At 32.9% G+C, this 19,893-nt stretch carries 20 protein-coding genes; 19 read left to right on the top strand and 1 reads right to left on the bottom strand.

The annotated features are described in order from the left end of the window. Positions 1–48 precede the first annotated feature (48 nt). From rsgA to PYW35_RS08180, 3 genes are read left to right on the top strand one after another with little or no spacing between them, the layout of a single operon-like run. Positions 49–924 (top strand): ribosome small subunit-dependent GTPase A, encoded by an 876-nt coding sequence (gene rsgA, locus PYW35_RS08190; protein ID WP_103322978.1) that lies wholly within the window; start codon positions 49–51, stop codon positions 922–924. Further along, entirely contained in the window at positions 924–1,571 is a 648-nt protein-coding gene (gene rpe, locus PYW35_RS08185) for a ribulose-phosphate 3-epimerase (RefSeq protein WP_103322977.1), read from the top strand. Before rsgA ends, rpe begins: the two co-directional genes overlap by 1 nt. Positions 1,572–1,573: 2 nt before the next feature. After that, positions 1,574–2,215 (top strand): thiamine diphosphokinase, encoded by a 642-nt coding sequence (locus PYW35_RS08180; RefSeq protein WP_103322976.1) that lies wholly within the window; start codon positions 1,574–1,576, stop codon positions 2,213–2,215. A gap of 54 nt (positions 2,216–2,269) precedes the next feature. Here the strand turns inward: PYW35_RS08180 and rpmB are convergent, their stop codons facing one another. Then, positions 2,270–2,458: a 50S ribosomal protein L28 gene (gene rpmB / locus PYW35_RS08175; protein ID WP_016911555.1), complete on the bottom strand. Its 189-nt coding sequence runs from the start codon at positions 2,456–2,458 to the stop codon at positions 2,270–2,272. A gap of 312 nt (positions 2,459–2,770) precedes the next feature. On the opposite strand from rpmB, the gene PYW35_RS08170 reads away from it, so the two are divergent. The 16 genes from PYW35_RS08170 (at position 2,771) to PYW35_RS08095 (ending at position 19,893) form a co-directional block, all read left to right on the top strand. Then, positions 2,771–3,145: an Asp23/Gls24 family envelope stress response protein gene (locus PYW35_RS08170; RefSeq protein ID WP_016911554.1), complete on the top strand. Its 375-nt coding sequence runs from the start codon at positions 2,771–2,773 to the stop codon at positions 3,143–3,145. Positions 3,146–3,160: 15 nt separating this feature from the next. Beyond that, entirely contained in the window at positions 3,161–4,810 is a 1,650-nt protein-coding gene (gene fakA, locus PYW35_RS08165; RefSeq protein ID WP_103322975.1) for a fatty acid kinase catalytic subunit FakA, read from the top strand. 124 nt (positions 4,811–4,934) lie between these two features. After that, positions 4,935–5,597 (top strand): L-serine ammonia-lyase, iron-sulfur-dependent subunit beta, encoded by a 663-nt coding sequence (gene sdaAB, locus PYW35_RS08160; protein ID WP_026023204.1) that lies wholly within the window; start codon positions 4,935–4,937, stop codon positions 5,595–5,597. 16 nt (positions 5,598–5,613) lie between these two features. Continuing rightward, positions 5,614–6,483 (top strand): L-serine ammonia-lyase, iron-sulfur-dependent, subunit alpha, encoded by an 870-nt coding sequence (gene sdaAA / locus PYW35_RS08155; protein ID WP_016911551.1) that lies wholly within the window; start codon positions 5,614–5,616, stop codon positions 6,481–6,483. A gap of 188 nt (positions 6,484–6,671) precedes the next feature. After that, positions 6,672–8,711, top strand: coding sequence for an ATP-dependent DNA helicase RecG (gene recG, locus PYW35_RS08150; RefSeq protein ID WP_103322974.1), 2,040 nt, complete (start codon positions 6,672–6,674; stop codon positions 8,709–8,711). 58 nt (positions 8,712–8,769) lie between these two features. After that, positions 8,770–9,390, top strand: a complete 621-nt coding sequence (locus PYW35_RS08145) for a class A sortase (protein ID WP_016911549.1) — start codon at positions 8,770–8,772, stop codon at positions 9,388–9,390. A gap of 154 nt (positions 9,391–9,544) precedes the next feature. Continuing rightward, positions 9,545–10,114, top strand: coding sequence for a transcription factor FapR (gene fapR, locus PYW35_RS08140; RefSeq protein WP_103322980.1), 570 nt, complete (start codon positions 9,545–9,547; stop codon positions 10,112–10,114). Then, the gene (gene plsX, locus PYW35_RS08135) at positions 10,107–11,093 is read left to right on the top strand and encodes a phosphate acyltransferase PlsX (protein WP_103322973.1); all 987 of its coding nucleotides are present in this window, start codon (positions 10,107–10,109) and stop codon (positions 11,091–11,093) included. Before fapR ends, plsX begins: the two co-directional genes overlap by 8 nt. Beyond that, positions 11,086–12,006, top strand: coding sequence for an ACP S-malonyltransferase (gene fabD / locus PYW35_RS08130; protein WP_103322972.1), 921 nt, complete (start codon positions 11,086–11,088; stop codon positions 12,004–12,006). Before plsX ends, fabD begins: the two co-directional genes overlap by 8 nt. Beyond that, positions 12,006–12,743 (top strand): 3-oxoacyl-[acyl-carrier-protein] reductase, encoded by a 738-nt coding sequence (fabG, locus tag PYW35_RS08125; RefSeq protein ID WP_103322971.1) that lies wholly within the window; start codon positions 12,006–12,008, stop codon positions 12,741–12,743. Before fabD ends, fabG begins: the two co-directional genes overlap by 1 nt. 87 nt (positions 12,744–12,830) lie before the next feature. Beyond that, on the top strand, positions 12,831–13,064 hold the full coding sequence (locus PYW35_RS08120; RefSeq protein ID WP_016911544.1) for an acyl carrier protein: 234 nt from the start codon (positions 12,831–12,833) through the stop codon (positions 13,062–13,064). Between the two features lie 210 nt (positions 13,065–13,274). After that, the gene (locus tag PYW35_RS08115; RefSeq protein ID WP_103322970.1) at positions 13,275–13,889 is read left to right on the top strand and encodes a CHAP domain-containing protein; all 615 of its coding nucleotides are present in this window, start codon (positions 13,275–13,277) and stop codon (positions 13,887–13,889) included. 216 nt (positions 13,890–14,105) lie between these two features. Then, entirely contained in the window at positions 14,106–14,825 is a 720-nt protein-coding gene (gene rnc, locus PYW35_RS08110) for a ribonuclease III (RefSeq protein ID WP_016910734.1), read from the top strand. A 10-nt stretch (positions 14,826–14,835) separates the two neighbouring features. Further along, on the top strand, positions 14,836–18,402 hold the full coding sequence (smc, locus tag PYW35_RS08105; protein ID WP_103322969.1) for a chromosome segregation protein SMC: 3,567 nt from the start codon (positions 14,836–14,838) through the stop codon (positions 18,400–18,402). Continuing rightward, complete coding sequence (ftsY, locus tag PYW35_RS08100; RefSeq protein ID WP_016910736.1) at positions 18,399–19,571, top strand: signal recognition particle-docking protein FtsY; 1,173 nt, start codon at positions 18,399–18,401, stop codon at positions 19,569–19,571. The genes smc and ftsY overlap by 4 nt, the downstream gene beginning before the upstream one ends. Further along, on the top strand, positions 19,558–19,893 hold the full coding sequence (locus tag PYW35_RS08095) for a putative DNA-binding protein (protein ID WP_016910737.1): 336 nt from the start codon (positions 19,558–19,560) through the stop codon (positions 19,891–19,893). Before ftsY ends, PYW35_RS08095 begins: the two co-directional genes overlap by 14 nt.

The raw sequence follows: 19,893 nt of genomic DNA, 5'->3' as shown, positions 1-19,893 counted from the left end.
ATGGATTGTCATTTGGTATAATTAAAATAAAGTGAGGTAGGTGTTATATTGAAAACTGGTCGTATAATTAAATCAATTAGTGGTGATTACTCAGTTCAGACTAGTGATGGTGTTTATATTACGAAAGCGAGAGGTTTATTTCGTAAAAGAAAAACATCTCCAGTAGTGGGAGATATGGTAGATTTTCAAGTTGAAAATGAAACTGGAGGCTACATTCATCATATACACGAAAGAGAAAATATGTTGTTAAGACCTCCTGTGTCTAATATAGATAAAGTTATTGTCGTAATAAGTGCTATTGAACCTGAATTTAGTCAACAATTGTTAGATCGTTTCTTAGTCGTCGTTCACTCATACAAGATCACACCTATAATATGTGTGACTAAAAAAGACTTAGCTAACGATTCTGAAATTAATAAAGTTCAAGAAATATTAAAGGATTACGAAACTATAGGTTATGAGACATTATTTGTTGGAAATGAAGATGACTTAACACAATCTATAAAACCATTAATTAAAGGCATTATTGTATTAAGTGGACAATCTGGTGTCGGTAAATCAACAATTATGAATCGACTATTTAAAGATTTGAATTTGGAAACAAATAAAATTTCCAAAGCACTTAATAGAGGGAAACATACGACAAGGCATGTTGAACTATATGAAATGGAAGACGGTTATTTAGCGGATACACCTGGTTTTAGTGCGTTAGATTTTTCTCATATAGAAAAAGAAGAACTCGCTAATTTATTTCCAGAGTTTGAATCGATTAAATCAGAATGTAAATTTAGAAATTGCACACACATTAACGAACCGAAATGTGCTGTGAAAGCATTAATAGAAGAAAAAGAATTTTATAAATTGAGATATAAGCATTATTTAACACTGTTTGAAGAAATACAAAATAGAAAGGTAAGATATTAATGGTAAAAATAGCACCTTCACTTTTAGCGTGTGATTTTGCAATATTAAAAGAAGAAGTTACGAGTGTGCGTGAATCTGGAGCGGATTTATTACACTTTGATGTAATGGACGGTCAATTCGTCCCTAATATTTCTGTAGGTTTACCCATTTTAGAATCATTAAGAAAAGTAACAGACATGACGATTGATACGCATCTAATGATTGAAAATCCTGAACAAATGATAGATTTATTCTGTGAAGCTGGAAGTGATATGGTATCAGTACATTATGAAGCAACAAACCATATTCATAGAGCAATCCAACAAATAAAGTCTCACGATAAATTAGCAGGCGTTGTTATTAATCCAGGTACTCCAGTAGAGTCATTATCTCAAATTCTGCAAGATGTAGACTTTGTACTTATTATGACCGTTAATCCTGGCTTTGGTGGACAAGGATTTATCGATTCTACATTAGATAAAATTACTTGGTTAGATCATTTCAGAAAAAATAACAACTTAAGCTTTGAAATAGAAGTAGATGGTGGTATAAACGATCAAACAGGGAAATTATGCGTAGATCAAGGCGCAGATATTTTAGTAGCTGGATCATATTATTTCAATCATGATGATTATAATGAACCAGTTCGTAAATTAAAGGGTGAATAATATTGAAAGTGAATTTATTATGTAGTTTACGTAATGTAGATAAGGATGTTCTTCAAGAACAACAAAATGACTGGATAGGCGTAGATAGAGGTACATTAGAACTATTAAACCATCAAATAATGCCGATAGCGGCAGTTGGTGATTTTGACTCAGTTACAAATGAAGAGTTGCATCAAATCAAAAAACAGATTGAAATTGACCCAGTCAAAAAAGAAAAAGATGATACAGACTTAGCATTAGCCGTTAATCTTGCAGTTGAATTAGGTTATGATGAAATTAGAATATATGGCGCGACTGGTGGTCGATTGGACCATTTTATGGGAGCTGTTCAAATATTAACTAAGCCAGAATTTTTAGCGGAGGATATTAAAATATCGCTGATTGATTCTCAAAATGAGATTACTGTGTTGAAACCTGGTAGTCATAGAATATCGCAAGTTGAAGGTATGAAATATGTTTCTTTTATTCCTTTAAATACCAATATCCGTATAAAATTGGATGAATTTAAATATGAATTGCCGTATACTACTTTGGAACAAGGTTCGACTTTAACAATTAGTAATGAATTTAAAGAAGGGTACGACCAACCTTTAGTAACGGTAGAGCTTGGAAATATTTTGATGATTCAAAGTAAAGATAAATAAAAAAAGAGAACCTTCCACACAAAGGTTCTCTTTACTATATGTGACTTATATTCATTAAACGCGCGTAACTTTACCTGATTTAAGCGCACGAGCTGAAACCCATACACGTTTAGGCTTACCGTCAACTAAAATTCTAACTTTTTGTAAGTTAGCGTTCCAACGACGTTTGCTAGCATTTAATGCGTGAGAACGATTATTACCCGTTCTAGCTTTACGACCTGTAACGAAACATTCTTTAGCCATAAATATCCTCCTTTAATGAAATATAAATACACATTTATTTACGTTTACACACTTTAATAATATACCATGCACTTATGATTTATTCAACGTATATTTTTAAAAAAACAGAAAAAATAATAACAAATTTCGTGAAAAGTGTTTTAAAGTTGGATTTATTTGTTATAATAATATCTTGTGAAAACGTTATATAAAATAACGTGGTTAAAATGATGAATTCTTGCGATGTGAATGTGATATTAAGTATAATTAAACAGAACATATAAAAGTAAAAATAATAATTTATAAACTTAGATGTGTAGGAGGGACGTAATCATGACTTTAGAAATTACGAATGAGTATGGAAGTATCGATATTTCGAATGATGTTATTGCAACACTTGCAGGCGGTGCTGCCGTAGAATGTTATGGTATCGTAGGAATGGCAAGTAAACACCAAGTTAGAGATGGAATAGCTGAAATTCTAGGACGTGACAATTATGCCAAAGGTGTTATAGTATCTCAAAATGAAGGTGTTCTTGATGTAGATATGTATATAATTGTGAGTTATGGTACGAAAATCTCAGAAATAGCAAACAATGTCCAATCTGCTGTTAAATATACTTTAGAACAATCATTAAATTTAAAAGTCAACGCAGTAAACATATATATCCAAGGTGTTAGAGTTATTAATGATGATGAGGAAGCATAGGGAGGCAATTAGAGTATGAAAAAGATTGACGGCAAATTGTTTGCTGACATGATCGTTCAAGGATCAGACAGTTTATCAAACAATGCAGATTTTGTAGATTCTTTAAACGTATTTCCAGTTCCAGATGGAGATACAGGAACAAATATGAATTTATCTATGTCATCTGGTGCAGCGGAGATTAAATCTCAAAATAGCGCGCATATAGGTGAAGTAGGTAAAGTATTTTCTAAAGGTTTATTAATGGGAGCGAGAGGTAACTCAGGTGTTATCTTATCTCAATTATTTAGAGGGTTCTCAAAATCAATCGAGAACGAGCATGAAATAGATGCTAAACAATTCGCTAAAGCATTTCAATCAGGTGTAAACACTGCTTATAAAGCTGTAATGAAACCAGTTGAAGGTACTATTTTAACAGTTGCAAGAGTTGCTGGGGAAGCAGCAGTGAAATCTTCTGAAACTACAGATGATATCATGACAATTATGGAAGCAGTTATCGAACAAGGACAAAAAGCATTAGAGAATACACCAAATCAATTACCTGTTCTTAAAGAAGTAGGTGTAGTTGACAGTGGTGGTCAAGGCTTGATGTTTGTATACGAAGGATTCCTAGCAGCTTTAAAAGGTGAAAAAATCGAACCAAATAAAGAAAAAGTTGATACAGACGAATTTATAAACGATGATCATGACTTTGGTGGCGTTATGGATACTGAAGATATTGTGTATGGTTATTGTACAGAAATTATGGTTCGTTTTGGTAAAGATAAAAAGCCTTTCGATGAAGATCAATTTAGAGAAGACATGAGCCAATTCGGTGATTCATTGCTCGTCATTTCAGATGATGAAATCGTTAAAATTCATGTTCACTCAGAAACACCGGGAGAAGTGCTTACATATGGCAGTCAATACGGTGAACTTATTAAAATTAAAATTGAAAATATGCGCGAACAACATAGAGAAGTACTAAGAAAAAGCGCAGACAAGAAAATAAAACAAGAACAGCAAGAAGATATAGAAACTGCTATTATTACAATTTCTATGGGTGAAGGGATAACTAAATTATTCAAATCACTCGGAGCTACACATGTAATAAGCGGTGGTCAAACTATGAACCCATCAACAGAAGATATTGTAAAAGTTGTTAAACAATCTGGTTGTAAAAATGCAATTATATTACCAAATAATAAAAATATTATTATGGCAGCTGAGCAAGTAGAACATTTAGTTGATATTCCAGTAGCTGTTGTTACTTCAAAAACAGTTTCACAAGGACTTTCAGCTATGCTGAATCTTAACTTGGAACAATCTATTGAAGAAAATAAAGCTCAAATGGAAGAAGCGATGAGTTTTGTTAAATCTGGTTCTGTAACTTATGCGGTCCGAGATACAAATATTGATGGAATCACAATTAAAAAAGGCGAATTCATGGGTATACACGAAAGTAGTATTAAAGTAAGTGACGCTGATCACCTTTCAGTAAGCAAAAAATTAATCGATGAAATGATCGATGAAGATAGTGAGATTCTTACAATTATAAAAGGTGAAGATGCGACTGATAAAGAAGTTGCTCAATTAGCATCATACGTTGAAGAAAACTATGAAGAAGTTGAAGTAGAAGTTCATCAAGGAGATCAACCAATTTATTCATTTCTATTCTCTGTAGAATAATCTTATATGATAAAAAACAACAATGTTAAACACGTTGTTGTTTTTTATATTTTAAAACGCTTACAAAACTTGTTATAGTTGTTATAATAGTATGGTGAAATTAAAAGAGAAGCGAGTGATTATGATGAAATATAGAAGTGTCTTTGACATTATAGGTCCAGTTATGGTTGGACCATCTTCATCACATACTGCTGGAGCAGTTAGAATTGGATTGATAGCCAGAGGGCTATTTGATGGAAAACCAGATCATATAGATATTTATTTGTATGGTTCTTTTATGGAAACATACAAAGGACATGGGACAGATGTTGCACTTGTTGGTGGCATATTAGGTTATGATACCGATGACGACAGAATTAAGACGAGCTTACAAGAGGCAGAACAACGAGACATAGATGTAAACTTTATCGAAATGTTCGAGGAAAGATCACATCCTAATACTGCAATTATCAGTATGAGAAATAAAGAAATGGAAATTTCCGTAGAAGGTATATCAATTGGTGGCGGTAAAGTAGAAATCGTTGCAATAAACGGTTTCCAAATAGCTATTAGTGGGAATTATCCTGCGTTACTTGTGTTTCATAAAGATACATTTGGCACAATCGGAAAAGTTACAAATATTTTCGGTGATTATCAAATTAATGTTGGAAGCATGCAAGTTGCTCGTAAAGAGAAGGGTGAACTTGCTTTGATGACTTGTGAATTAGATGATGATATACCGCAAGAAGTTTTAGGGAAGATTAAAGAAATCGATGGTGTACAAACAGTGTCATTAATGGGGGACTAATAAAAGGAGGATTATCATGTTTCAAAGTGTGAAAGAACTTATAGAAATTTGTGAACGAGAGAACAAAAAAATTTACGAAGTCATGATTGAGCAAGAAATGCGCGTTTCTAAGCTCTCCAAAGAAGAAATTTATCAAAATATGGAACGTAATCTAGATACAATGGAAAAAGCGATAGAGCGTGGCATAAACGGTGTTACATCTACGACAGGGTTAACAGGTATGGATGCTGTATTGTTACAGAAATATTTAGAAAGTGGTCAATCACTTTCAGGAGATTTAATGATTGATGCTGTAAGTAAAGCTGTAGCGACGAACGAGGTTAATGCTGCAATGGGTAAAATATGTGCAACACCAACAGCAGGTTCAGCTGGCGTAGCACCTGGCGTATTATTTGCACTTAAAAAAAGATTGAATCCGTCTAGGGAAGATATGATTCATTTCTTATTTACAACTGGCGCTTTTGGCTTTGTTGTTGCAAATAATGCATCTATTTCAGGTGCAGCAGGTGGTTGTCAGGCAGAAGTTGGTTCTGCGGCAGCTATGAGTGCAGCTGCAACTGTGGAAATGGCAGGAGGATCACCTCAACAATCTGCAGAAGCATTTGCAATTAGTTTGAAAAATATGCTTGGACTTGTTTGTGATCCAGTGGCAGGTTTAGTTGAAGTACCATGTGTGAAAAGAAATGCAGCAGGTGCTTCAAATGCAATTATTTCAGCTGATATGGCGTTAGCAGGCGTAAAATCAAGAATTCCTACTGACGAAGTAATAGAAGCAATGTATAAAATTGGTCAAACAATGCCATCTGCTCTACGTGAAACAGGGCGTGGTGGTTTAGCAGGTACGCCAACTGGTGAAAGATTAAAACAAGAAATATTTGGTAATTAGAACGTATTTAAAAATAAATAGCATTTAAAAATATTGAGACAAATCAGAAATGTGTAACATCATTTCTGATTTGTCTCTTTAATTTTGTAACGTTTTTTTACAGTGCAAATGGTGATCTAATAGATTCAATTGGTTTATCGTAAATATTTGTTCTATAATTAGAGTATTAATTAATATAGGTGATAAAAATGAGAAAGCAACATCTGATCTATACAGACCATACGTTGGAAGAGCTTAAAGGTGTTGGACCTAAAAGTCTTCAGTTGTTAAACGAATTAAATATATACACATTAGAAGATCTTGTATTGTATTTACCAACTCGTTATGAAGATGAATCCGTTGTCAATTTAAATGAGGCTAATGATGGTGATGTTGTAACAGTAACTGGAGAAGTATATTCTAGTCCGACTGTTGCATTTTTCGGTAGAAATAAGTCTAAATTAACATGTCATATGATGATTGATAATATAGCTGTGAAAATAACCTTTTTTAACCAACCGTATTTGAAAAAAAGACTTGTGATGGGTGAAACAGTGACGGTTAAAGGGAAATGGGAACAGAAGAAACAAGTTATAACAGGACAAAAAGTTATGGCTGAAAAAGAAGACGGAGGTAACGCATTAACGCCAATCTATAGGCTGAAAGAAGGGCTTAAGCAAAAACAACTCAATAAATATATCGAGCAATCCTTAAATCTAGTCGATATAGATGAATGGTTATCTCCAGAATTAATGCAAAAATATAAATTAATGTCTTTGAAGGATGTCATTCCTATATTACATAAACCAGTAAAGTTTGAGCATTTAAAACTAGCTCGTCGTACATTTTCATTTAATGAATTATTTTTATTTCAATTGAAAATGAAGTGGTTAAGTAAATTAGAAAAAGAATCCAATAAAATCGAAGGACTTAAATATGATGTAAATGACGTCAAATCTTTTATTGATACATTACCATTTGAATTGACAGATGCTCAAAAAAATAGTGTGAATGAAATTTTTAGAGATTTAAAAGCGCCTATAAAAATGCATCGATTATTACAAGGTGATGTAGGTTCAGGTAAAACAGTCGTTGCAGCTATTGCGATATATGCTATGTATAATGCAGGAAAACAAAGTGCGTTAATGGTTCCAACAGCCATACTTGCAGAACAACATGCTATCAGTTTAGATGAATTATTCGGTGGAAAGTTGAACGTGGCTTTATTAACCAGTTCAGTAAAAGGTAAAAAACGGAAAATACTATTAGAGCAATTAGAAGCGGGAGAAATTGATATTATCGTTGGCACACATGCTTTAATACAAGATGATGTTGCCTTCCAAAATATAGGTTTAGTTATTATAGACGAACAACATCGTTTCGGTGTTAATCAACGAAAAAAATTACGAGAAAAAGGTGCCGATACGAACGTGTTGTTTATGACTGCAACACCTATTCCAAGAACATTATCTATTTCCGCATTTGGAGAAATGGACGTAACTTCGATCAAGCAAATGCCTAAAGGTCGTAAAGAAATTATGACATCTTGGGCTAAACACGATGAAATTGATAATGTATTAAACAAACTTAATAGTGAAATTGTAAAAGGCCGACAAGCTTATGTCATTTGCCCATTGATTGAGGAAAGTGAAGCGTTAGACGTACAAAATGTCGTAGCCATATATGAACAATTACAATTAAGATTTGGTTCGGAAAAAGTGGGCCTCGTGCATGGGAAGATGCATGCAGATGAAAAAGATGACATTATGAAACGTTTTAGCAACAATGAAATTGCGATACTTGTATCTACAACAGTTGTTGAAGTAGGCGTTAACGTCCCTAACGCAACATTTATGGTTATATATGATGCAGATCGATTTGGTTTATCTACACTTCATCAATTAAGAGGGAGAGTCGGTCGTAGTCATCATCAAAGTTATTGTACTTTAGTTGCATCTCCGAAAACAGAAAGCGGCGTAGAACGCATGCACATTATGACTGAATCAACGGATGGGTTTTATTTATCAGAAAGAGACTTAGAAATGAGAGGTCCTGGTGATTTCTTCGGTGTGAAGCAAAGTGGGTTGCCAGATTTTAGAGTTGCCAATATCGTTGAAGATTATCGTATGCTAGAAGTTGCTCGAGATGAAGCGAGTGAATTAGTGCAGTCTGGTGAGTTTTTTAAACCGCAATATGATAAATTAAGAATGCTTGTACAAGAATCGATGGAAGAACAAAATTTTGATTGACATCAATAGATTGATTGTATAAATTTGAATTACCATAATTTGAGAGTAGGTAAGATACATGAGATGGTTTTTAAAGATTATCGGAATTATACTCATCGTTGCGGCTATTTCAATATTTTTTTGGAATGATATAAGAACTTACTTTACGGAACGTGTTAACGATAAAGTGATTCAATCTTATGAAAATCAAAATAATAAAGTCGAAGTCAATCCTGTTGAATCATGGATTACAAAGACTGAAACTGATCAACTTAAAATTAATGATAATATGGTAGGCTATTTAAAAGTCCCATCTGCTGACATATCAGAGCCTATATTCAAAGGGCCAGCAACTGAGCAAAACTTGAAAAACGGCTTGTCATTAGTTGATGAAAATGAACAACTTAATGAGCAAAATGTTGCAATTGCAGGTCATCGCGTTGAGGGTGCTGGTATACGGTTTAATAACTTGGATAGAGCTAAAGTAGGCGACGATGTAAAGCTCATAACAATTAAAGGTACTAAAACTTACAAAATTAAAAACATTAAAAATGTTAAGCCTAATCAAGTTGAAGTGTTAAATGAACATAAGGGCCAGCCTAATCAATTAACCTTAATTACTTGTGATACTTATAACCCTGAAACGTTATTGTTTGAAGAGCGCATGATATATACTGCTGTAGAGGTAAAAACATCATAAATTACATTAAAAGAGTGAAAAAGTAAATTTCACTCTTTTTTATTGTATTAATTGTTGAGTATAGTGTTATACCCGTGTTAGTATAAATAAGGTAGGTCATGATAGCAGGTGCTAATTTTAGCTATAAGTACATAATAGAATGGATATGGATGAAATGAAATTATCAAAAACAGATCGCCAGAGGGAATTAACAAATCGTTTGAAAGCAGAGCCTTTCATAACTGACGAAACTTTAAGTGAATATTTTAAAGTAAGCATCCAAACTATTAGACTAGATAGAATGGAGCTAGGTATTCCTGAATTAAGACGCCGTATTAAAGACGTAGCAACACAAAATCATGATGAAATTAAATCATTACCCATTGAAGATGTCATAGGGGAAATTATTGATATTGAGTTAGATAAATCAGCTATATCAATTTTAGATATTAAAGAAGAACATGTGTTTACACGCAATGGGATAGCAAGAGGTCACTATTTATTTGCCCAAGCTAATTCATTATGCGTAGCATTAATAAATGACGAATTAGCATTAACTACTAAGAGTAATGTGCAATTCAAAAAATCTGTAATTTTGAACGAAAGAGTTATAGCTAAAGCTACTGTTAAAAGTAAATCTAAGCATATAGCTAAAGTGGAAGTAACAAGTACTGTTCATGGAGAGCCAGTTTTCCAAGGACAATTTGAAATGTATTATTCGGACGAGGGTGAAAATAATGGTTAAAATTGCGATAGATATGATGGGTGGAGACGAAGCACCAGGTATCGTAATAGAAGCAATTAAGAAAGCAATTAATGATTTTCCGGATTTAGAAATATTGTTGTATGGTGATGAAAAACAATATAATTACCAACATGAGCGCGTTATTTTCCATCATACTGATGAAGTCATAACAATGGATGATGAGCCTGTTAGGTCTATTAAGAAAAAGAAAAACGCATCTATGGTGCTAATGGCAAATGCCGTTAAAGAAGGCACTGCTGAAGCATGTGTATCAGCTGGAAACACAGGCGCATTAATGAGTAGTGGTTTATTTATTGTAGGTAGAATGAAAGGCATTGAAAGACCAGCATTAGTTGCTACATTCCCTACTGTAACAGGTAAAGGATTTGTGTTTTTAGATATCGGTGCAAACTCTGATGCTAAGCCAGAACACCTTGTTCAATATGCAAAGATGGGTGAGATATACGCTAAACAAATTAGAAGTATCGAAAAGCCTTCACTTGCATTATTAAATATAGGAACTGAAGAATCGAAAGGTAATGCTTTAACTAAAAAGACGTATGAATTATTAAAAGAAGAAAAATTCGATAATTTTATTGGTAATATTGAAGCAAAATCTTTACTGTTAGATACTTGTGATGTAGTTGTGTCTGATGGATATAACGGTAACATGGTATTAAAAACAATCGAAGGTACAGCAACTGGTATATTCAAAATGTTAAAAGAAGCAATGACTGCTTCACCAAAAAATAAACTAGCTGCACTTACTTTGAAAAAAGATCTTAAGCAAATCAATAATAAAATGGACTCTGCTGAATACGGTGGTTCTGTTCTTTTAGGATTAAATGGTGTCGTAGTAAAAGCTCATGGTTCATCAAATGAACGCGCATTTTACAACGCAATTAAACAAGCTAAACTAGCTGCAGACACTAAACTAGTAGATAAAATGAAGAAAGCAGTAGGTGAAATTAATGAGTAAAGTTGCCATTATGTTTCCTGGTCAAGGTTCTCAAAAAGTAGGTATGGCTCAGGACTTGTATCAGCATGAAATTAAGTCAACATCAATTTTAGATAGAGCTAATGAATCTTTATCATTTGATTTACTTGAAATAATGTTTGAAGATTCAGAAGGCGTTTTAGGATTAACTGAATATACACAACCCGCTTTATTGACGCATAGTTCAGCACTTATGAACGCACTTGAAAATTTAAATTATGACTTTGCTTTAGGACATAGTTTAGGAGAGTATTCAGCTTTAGTATCAGAAGGTGTATTAAAATTTGAAGACGCTGTTCAAATCGTACATAAACGTGGTACGTTAATGTCTGAAGCTTTTCCACAAGGTGTAGGTTCTATGGCTGCAGTTCTAGGCTTAAACATCGATGAAGTAAAATCTATCTGTGATCAATTATCTACCGAAGATAAATTGATTGAACCAGCTAATATTAATTGTCCTGGTCAAATTGTCGTTTCTGGACATTCAGAATTAATAGACAAATTAGCTGCAGAAGGTAAATCATTAGGTGCTAAACGTGTCATGCCATTAAAAGTTTCTGGTCCATTCCATTCATCAATGATGAAAACAATTGCCGAAGATTTCGAAAATTACATTAATCAATTTGAATGGAAAGATGCGGAACATCCAATCGTACAAAATGTTTACGCTAAACCTGAAACAGATCATCGCATCATTAAAGAAAATATGGTAAAACAATTGTTCTCACCTGTTGAATTCAGTCAATCTATTGAGTATTTAATAGAGCAAGGTGTAGATCATTTTGTTGAAGTAGGTCCTAATAAAGTTTTATCTGGTTTAGTTAAAAAGATTAGCCGAGATGTTAAAATAACATCAATTCAAACAATTGATGATATTAAAGGATGGAATGAATAATGACAAAAACAGCAATCGTCACAGGAGCTTCTAGAGGTATAGGTAGAAAAATCGCATTAGAACTTGGTAAAGAAGGCTATAACGTAGTTGTAAACTATGCAGGAAACAAAGAAAAAGCTGAACAAGTCGTTGCTGAAATAAAAGAATTTGGCGTAGATGCTTTTGCTATTCAAGCCAATGTTAGTGAAATTGATGAAGTAAAAGCTATGATTAAAGAAACGACAAGTCAATATGGAACAATTGATGTACTTGTAAACAATGCAGGTGTTACAAGAGATAATCTATTAATGAGAATGAAACAAGATGAGTGGGATGATGTCATTAATACTAACCTAAAAGGTGTATTCAATTGTGTTCAAGCCGTTACAAGACCAATGTTAAAACAAAAATCAGGCCGCATTATCAATCTTTCTAGTGTAGTAGGTGCTTTAGGTAATCCTGGTCAAGTAAACTATGTTGCTACTAAAGCTGGAGTAGAAGGTATGACAAAAACTTTCGCGAGAGAGTTAGCATCAAGAGGAATAACTTGTAACGCAGTCGCACCAGGATTTATTGTTTCTGATATGACAGATCAACTATCTGATGAATTGAAAGAACAAATGAAAACACAAATTCCATTAGGTAGATTTGGAGAAGATGATGATATTGCACATACAGTAGCTTTCCTTGCTAGTGATAAAGCAAGTTATATTACTGGTCAAACATTACATGTTAATGGTGGCATGTACATGCAATAAAAATTGTGTTGTAGGCATAATTGATAGTAAGAGAAATTGCATTTCTTATTATATAGATAATACAATTATTTAAAGGAGGTGAATGGAATGGCAAGTTTCGATAAAGTTAAAGATATTATTGTAGATCGTTTAGGTGTAGACGCTGAAAAAGTAACGCCTGAAGCTTCATTTAAAGATGATTTAGGTGCTGATTCTTTAGATATCGCTGAATTAGTAATGGAATTAGAAGATGAATTTGATATGGAAATCCCTGATGAGGAAGCAGAAAAAATCAACACAGTTGGTGACGCTGTTAAATATATTGAATCATTAGATAAATAATTCTGATTTAAAAAGCTCGTAACTATAGGTTACGGGCTTTTTGTTTTGTGTTTTAATGGATCTTATAAGCGCTTTAGAAAAGATATATATATGTTATCTATTTGTAATCAAGAATTAATCTTTATAACCTATTCAGTATACTTTATATATGATAAAATATTTTAATATTCTGAACAAGAATATATAAATACATAATTATAAGGGGGATGTATGAAAATTAAGTCTAAATTAATATTAGCAGTCGCATTTACAAGTTTGACCGTACTTAATTTGAGCATGCAAGCGGATGCTAAAGAAGACGATACATCTAAAGACAAATCACCTAAGATACAGAACGTTGAGGTTGATCATAGAAATTACGATAAGAAATCAAGTGATATCCAAAAGGAAGTAGCCAAAACTTCAACAGCTGCGATGAGTTATGTCTATTCGTTAGAAGGTAAAGGTTGGGACTTCGATGGATATTACGGGTGGCAATGTTTTGACCTTGTAAACTACTATTGGAATTATTTATATGGTCACGGTTTACACGGCGATTATGCAAAAGATATTCCAACGGCTAATAATTTTAGTGGTGAAGCAACTGTTTATAAAAACACACCTTCATTTGTCGCACAACCTGGAGATATCGTCGTATTTAATGGAGATTTTGGTTCGGGTGCAGGACACACTGCAATTGTGTTAAATGGAAATGCTGATGGAAACGTCATGCAATTTCAAAGCTTAGATCAAAATTGGTACGGTGGTGGAACGGATAAAACTGAAGTTGCACAACGTATTACACATAATTACGAAACAGAAATGTGGTTTATAAGACCTAATTAATTTTGGTAGCTCATAGAGCTGCCATTTTTTCTTGTTTTGGTAGCGTTAAAGCAAGACGATTTCAAAAAAATAATGTGTTATATGTTTAGTTTTTCTCCTTTATTTGTAATTTGTACATAGATTCTAAACTGTTATTGTTGTTTATGATAATATTCTTTTTTTTTTACGAAATATAACGTAAAATAGATAGGAAACATAATGTTAAGGAGGAAAGGCATGTTTAATAATAAATCACAGATAATAACCCAGTTTAAAGCCAAATTCAATGAATTCATGAATGAAGTCGATATCGAATTTGAAAATTATGATATATATGTCCAGGCGTTCTCGCATTCTAGTTTTATTAATGATTTTAAACTTGATAAACTAAGTCACAATGAGCGTTTAGAGTTTTTAGGAGATGCGGTGTTAGAATTGACGGTGTCACAGTTTTTGTATAAGAAATTTCCATTACTTCCAGAAGGTAAGCTCACTAAACTGCGCGCATCAATTGTATGTGAACCATCACTTGTAACATTTGCAATGAGTTTAAATATGAACGAGTTACTTTTATTAGGTAAAGGCGAAGAAAAAACAGGTGGACGTGAAAGACCTTCTTTAATCGCTGATGCATTTGAATCATTTGTAGGTGCATTGTATTTAGATAAAGGCCTTGATACTGTTGAAGTATTTTTGAATAAAGTTGTATATCCTAATGTGATAGATGACAGTTATACTGCTAATCGTGACTATAAAACGGAATTACAAGAGTTTATGCATCGTCGCAATAAAGGTACTATAACGTATCATTTGTTAGATGAAAGTGGTCCTGCTCACCATAAGTTGTTCACGTCACAAGTTCTATTGAATGGTGATCCTTTAGAAAATGGACAAGGTAGAACGAAAAAAGAATCTGAGCAAAATGCTGCTAAAAAAGCGCTGAATAAAGGTCAATAAGGGGTAGTTTATGGTTTATTTAAAATCAATAGATGCATATGGGTTTAAATCTTTTGCTGAACATACACATGTAGATTTTGATAATGGTGTAACAGCTATTGTTGGCCCGAATGGCAGTGGTAAAAGTAACATTACGGACGCTATTAAATGGGTTCTAGGTGAACAATCTGCTAAAAGTTTACGTGGTTCAAAGATGGAAGATGTTATATTCAATGGATCTAAAGAACGCAAGAAATGTCAATATGCAGAAGTTAAGTTAACACTAGATAATCATTCTAGAAAATTAAATATAGATGAAGATACGATCACTGTTGAACGCAGACTTTATAGAAATGGTGATAGTGAGTACTATTTGAATAACGAACGTACACGTCTAAAGTCCGTCCTTGATTTATTTTTAGATTCAGGTTTGGGTAAAGAAGCATTTAGTATCATCTCGCAAGGTAAAGTTGATGAAGTATTAAATGCTAAACCGAGTGATAGAAGGTATTTAATAGAAGAAGCTGCTGGTGTATTAAAATATAAAAAGCGTAAAAAAGAAGCGACACATAAATTGGAACAAACTGAACAAAATTTAAATCGTGTCGAAGATATTGTGTTTGATTTAGAAGCGCGAGTGGAACCTTTAAGAGAAGAAGCTGCGATTGCTGAAGAATATATTGCTTTGAAAGAAGAAATGAAAAAAAGTGATATTACGGTAACTGTATATGATATTGAAAGTTTAAATGAAGATTTTAAACAATTAGAGAAAGATATAGAGCATTTTCAAAATCAAAAAGATCAAAAAACAAATGAACTAGATGCTATGACTTTTGAATTACGCGAAAAGAAAAAGTCGAGAGACAATGTTTCTTATCAAATTCAAGAATCTAATAAGTCATTAGTCGAAGCAACTGAGTCTCTAGAACGTTATACTGGTCAACTTGAAGTCTTAAAAGAACGTCAAAAAAATAGTGATGCAACAAACGAAAGACTTGAAGAAGAAAAACAAGCTTCACAATTAAGAATTAATAAGATTTCTGAACAAATTCAAGAAATCGATAAAGAATTAGCTACTTTTAAAAATAATTATCAAACAATGGTTCAAGAAATTAATCAAATGGAAGCACTTCTTACAAACCAAGAAGGAACATTTGAAGAACGAATTGAGCAACTTAAAGATCGTTATTATCAACTGATGACAGAGCAATCTGATATCAATAACGATATTCGATTTTTAGAAGATAAATTAGCATCATATCAAGAAAAACAATCAAGATTAGATGGTCGCCAAAAAGAAGTTTACGATGCACTTCAAAAAGTTTGGGACGAAAAAGAGACATATACTCAAAGATTGAATGAGGTAGAAACTGAACTTAAAAGTACGACTGAAAAGTATAAATTAGATCAGACATTACTGAAAAATAAAGAGTTAGAGTATAAAGATAATGAGTCAAAACTGTATCAAGCCTATCGATATACAGAACAAATGAAGACGCGTATTAATACATTAAAAAGTATGCAAGATGAATACTCTGGTTTTTATTCTGGCGTTAAGCATGTCTTAAAAGAAAAATCTTTAAAAGGTGTAGAAGGTGCTGTAGCAGAAATTATTGATACACCATCAAAGCTGACGACAGCAATCGAAATTGCGTTAGGTGCTTCACTTCAACATATTATCGTTCAAGAAGAAAAAGACGCGCGATTAGCTATAAAATATTTAAAAGATAAAAAGTTAGGTAGAGCAACATTTTTACCAATGAATGTTGTGAAAAAACGTTTTGTGCCTCAAAATATTGTCGATCAAATTAGTAGCAGTCGCGGTTTTGTTTCTATTGCTTCAGAAAGTGTTCAATTTGATCCTAAATACCGAAATATAATAGAACATTTACTTGGTAGCACAATCATTGCTGAAGATTTAGAAACAGCAAATGAAATTGCAAGAGCCATTCAATTTAAGCATAGAATTGTTACGCTTGAAGGAGATGTTATTACGCCAGGCGGAGCTATGACTGGTGGCGGTAAAGAAAAGAAAGCAAGTTTGTTATCTCAAAAGGATGAGCTTAAAACCACTGAAGATAAATATCAAAACTTCATGCAACAAACGACTCAAGTTGAATCAAAAGTAAAATCATTAAAAGCAGAAGTTCAACAGTTGGAAGAATCTCTTTCAAAAACACAAGAAAGAGGTACAGAACTGAGAGCTAGAGAACATGAAGTAACTTTACAACTAGATGCTGTATTAGCTAAAGAAAAGCGTCTGAAAGATGAGAACGAGACTTTTGAATTTGAGAAAAATGATGGATATAATTACGTGAAAGGTCAAGAAACATTACAAGAAAAGAAAAATAAACTTGTCACAATTAAGAATGACCTTGAAACAATTGATGAAGAAATCAATCAATTAAATGCTTCGTTATCTAACAATAAAGATAGTGAAAAGACAATCCAGAACGAATTGAATGAAAAGCGTTCAAATCTTGCAGTTGAAAAAGAACGAAATCGCTTGAAAGAGCAAGATAAAAGAAGGCTGAAAGAAGATTTAAAAGAATATGAACATACTTTAACGAAAATTAAAGATCAAATAGAATTGATTAATTCTGATGAATATACGGGTAGCGGACAGTTTGAAAAAGTAGAAAATCAAATTCAACAGTCCACTGTTTATAAGCATGAAATAGAAACTAAAATGATGGATCAACAAGATAAGTATAAATTGATTCAAAAAGAAATTGAACAATTAGAGCAAGATACACAATCATTACATCAAAGTATTTCGGGTATAGAAACTGGATTACAAGATATGGTGAGTAAACATTCTAAAATTGATATTATGATTGAACATCAACTGACGCATTTAAATGAAACATATCAACTTACATTTGAAAAAGCACAGTCACTCTATGAAATGCCTGAAGATATTTCAGAAGCTAGAAAAACTGTGAAATTAACTAAGATGTCTATTGATGAATTAGGTCATGTAAACATGAATGCTATTGATCAATTTAAAGAAGTCAATGAAAGATATACTTTCTTAAGTGATCAAAGAACTGATTTGTTAGAAGCTAAAGAAACATTAGAACAAGTCATTTTAGAAATGGATAGTGAAGTATCAACAAGGTTTAAAGAAACATTTGATGAAGTTAATCATCATTTCGGCAATGTATTTAAGTCTCTATTTAATGGTGGAAGAGCTGAATTACAGCTTACTGATAAGGACGTTTTAGATGCAGGTGTTGAAATTGTCGTTCAACCTCCAGGTAAAAACAGACAATATTTATCATTGTTAAGTGGTGGGGAACGAGCTTTATCGGCAATTAGTTTACTATTTGCGATATTGAAAGCAAGAACTGCGCCGTTTGTTATACTTGATGAAGTGGAAGCGGCACTTGATGAACAAAATGTAATTAGATATGCTGAATATTTAAATAAATTAAAAGCAGAAACGCAATTTATCGTAATAACACATAGAAAAGGTACGATGTCGTATGCTGATAGTTTATATGGTGTGACGATGCAAGAAGCAGGCATTTCTAAACTTGTGAGTGTTAATTTAAAATCAATTAAAGATGAAGAATTGGAGGCATTACAATCATGAGTTTTTTTAAACGATTAAAGAATAAATTTTCTCCGAGTGATGAAACGAAAAACGAACTAGAAACACAAGAAGAAAAACCAGTTCAAGATTTACCACCTGAATCAAATGAAAAAGAAAATCCTGAAGCTGTACAATTTGATGATGGCTTAATGTCATTAGATGAATTTGAAGAATGGGAATCTGAACAACTTGGTGCGAAATTTAAACAAGGTCTTGAAAAATCTAGAGAGAATTTCCAAAATAAATTAAATGATTTATTAGCAACGTATAGAAAAGTTGACGAAGATTTTTTTGAAGCATTAGAAGAAATGTTAATACAAGCCGACGTCGGCTTTAACACAGTTATGGAATTGGTAGACGAGCTACGCATGGAAGCTAAACGCCAAAATATTACTGAAACTGAAGAGTTAAGAGAAGTTATTGTTGAAAAAATAGTAGATATTTATGTTCAAGATGATGAAGAATTGGACCGTATGAATATTGAAGATGATCGATTAAATGTTATATTAATGGTTGGCGTTAATGGTGTTGGAAAAACAACAACGATAGGTAAATTAGCACACCGTTATAAGCTAGAAGGCAAGAAAGTCGTATTAGCAGCTGGTGATACATTCCGTGCCGGAGCTATTGAGCAGCTGAAAGTATGGGGAGATAGAGTTGGCGTTGAAGTTATTAGCCAAAAAGAAGGTTCTGATCCTGCAGCTGTTATGTATGACGCTGTGAATGCTGCCAAAAGTAGAGGCGCTGATATATTAATCTGTGATACTGCAGGAAGATTGCAAAATAAAGCAAACTTAATGAATGAATTGCAGAAGGTAAGAAAAGTTATTGACCGTAATATACCTGGTGCACCACATGAAGTATTATTAGCTTTAGATGCTACAACTGGACAAAACGCATTGTCTCAAGCAAAATCATTTAAAGAAGTTACGCAAGTTACAGGTATTGTACTAACAAAACTTGACGGTACTGCTAAAGGTGGTATTGTATTAGCGATACGTAATGAATTGCAGATTCCGGTAAAATTTGTTGGGCTAGGCGAAAAATTAGATGACTTACAGCCATTTGATGCGGAAAGTTATGTTTACGGATTATTCGCAGACATGATTGATTCAAATGAGTCTGTTGAAAATACTACTGAAGAAGTTGATCATAATGACGGAAAATAACGAACTTGTTAAAACGATGAGAATGAATTACTTATTTGATTTTTATCAAGGATTATTAACAGAAAAACAACGCAATTATCTAGAGTTGTATTATTTACAAGATTATGCACTTAGTGAAATTGCAGAGACTTTTCATGTGAGTCGACAAGCAGTATATGATAATATAAAGCGAACAGATGAATTATTAGAAGAGTATGAAACGAAATTACAACTCTTTAATAAATTTAAAGAAAGACAATCGATTATTGATGAATTAAAAAGGTTGTCAGGAGATAATCAAGAACTTAAGCAAGCAATAGAACGCTTAGAAATTCTTGAATAG

The organism is Mammaliicoccus vitulinus, from assembly GCF_029024305.1.
Classification (GTDB): domain Bacteria; phylum Bacillota; class Bacilli; order Staphylococcales; family Staphylococcaceae; genus Mammaliicoccus; species Mammaliicoccus vitulinus.
The sequence above is the reverse complement of the archived record's forward strand: the minus strand, read 5'-3'. Positions and strand labels throughout refer to the sequence as shown.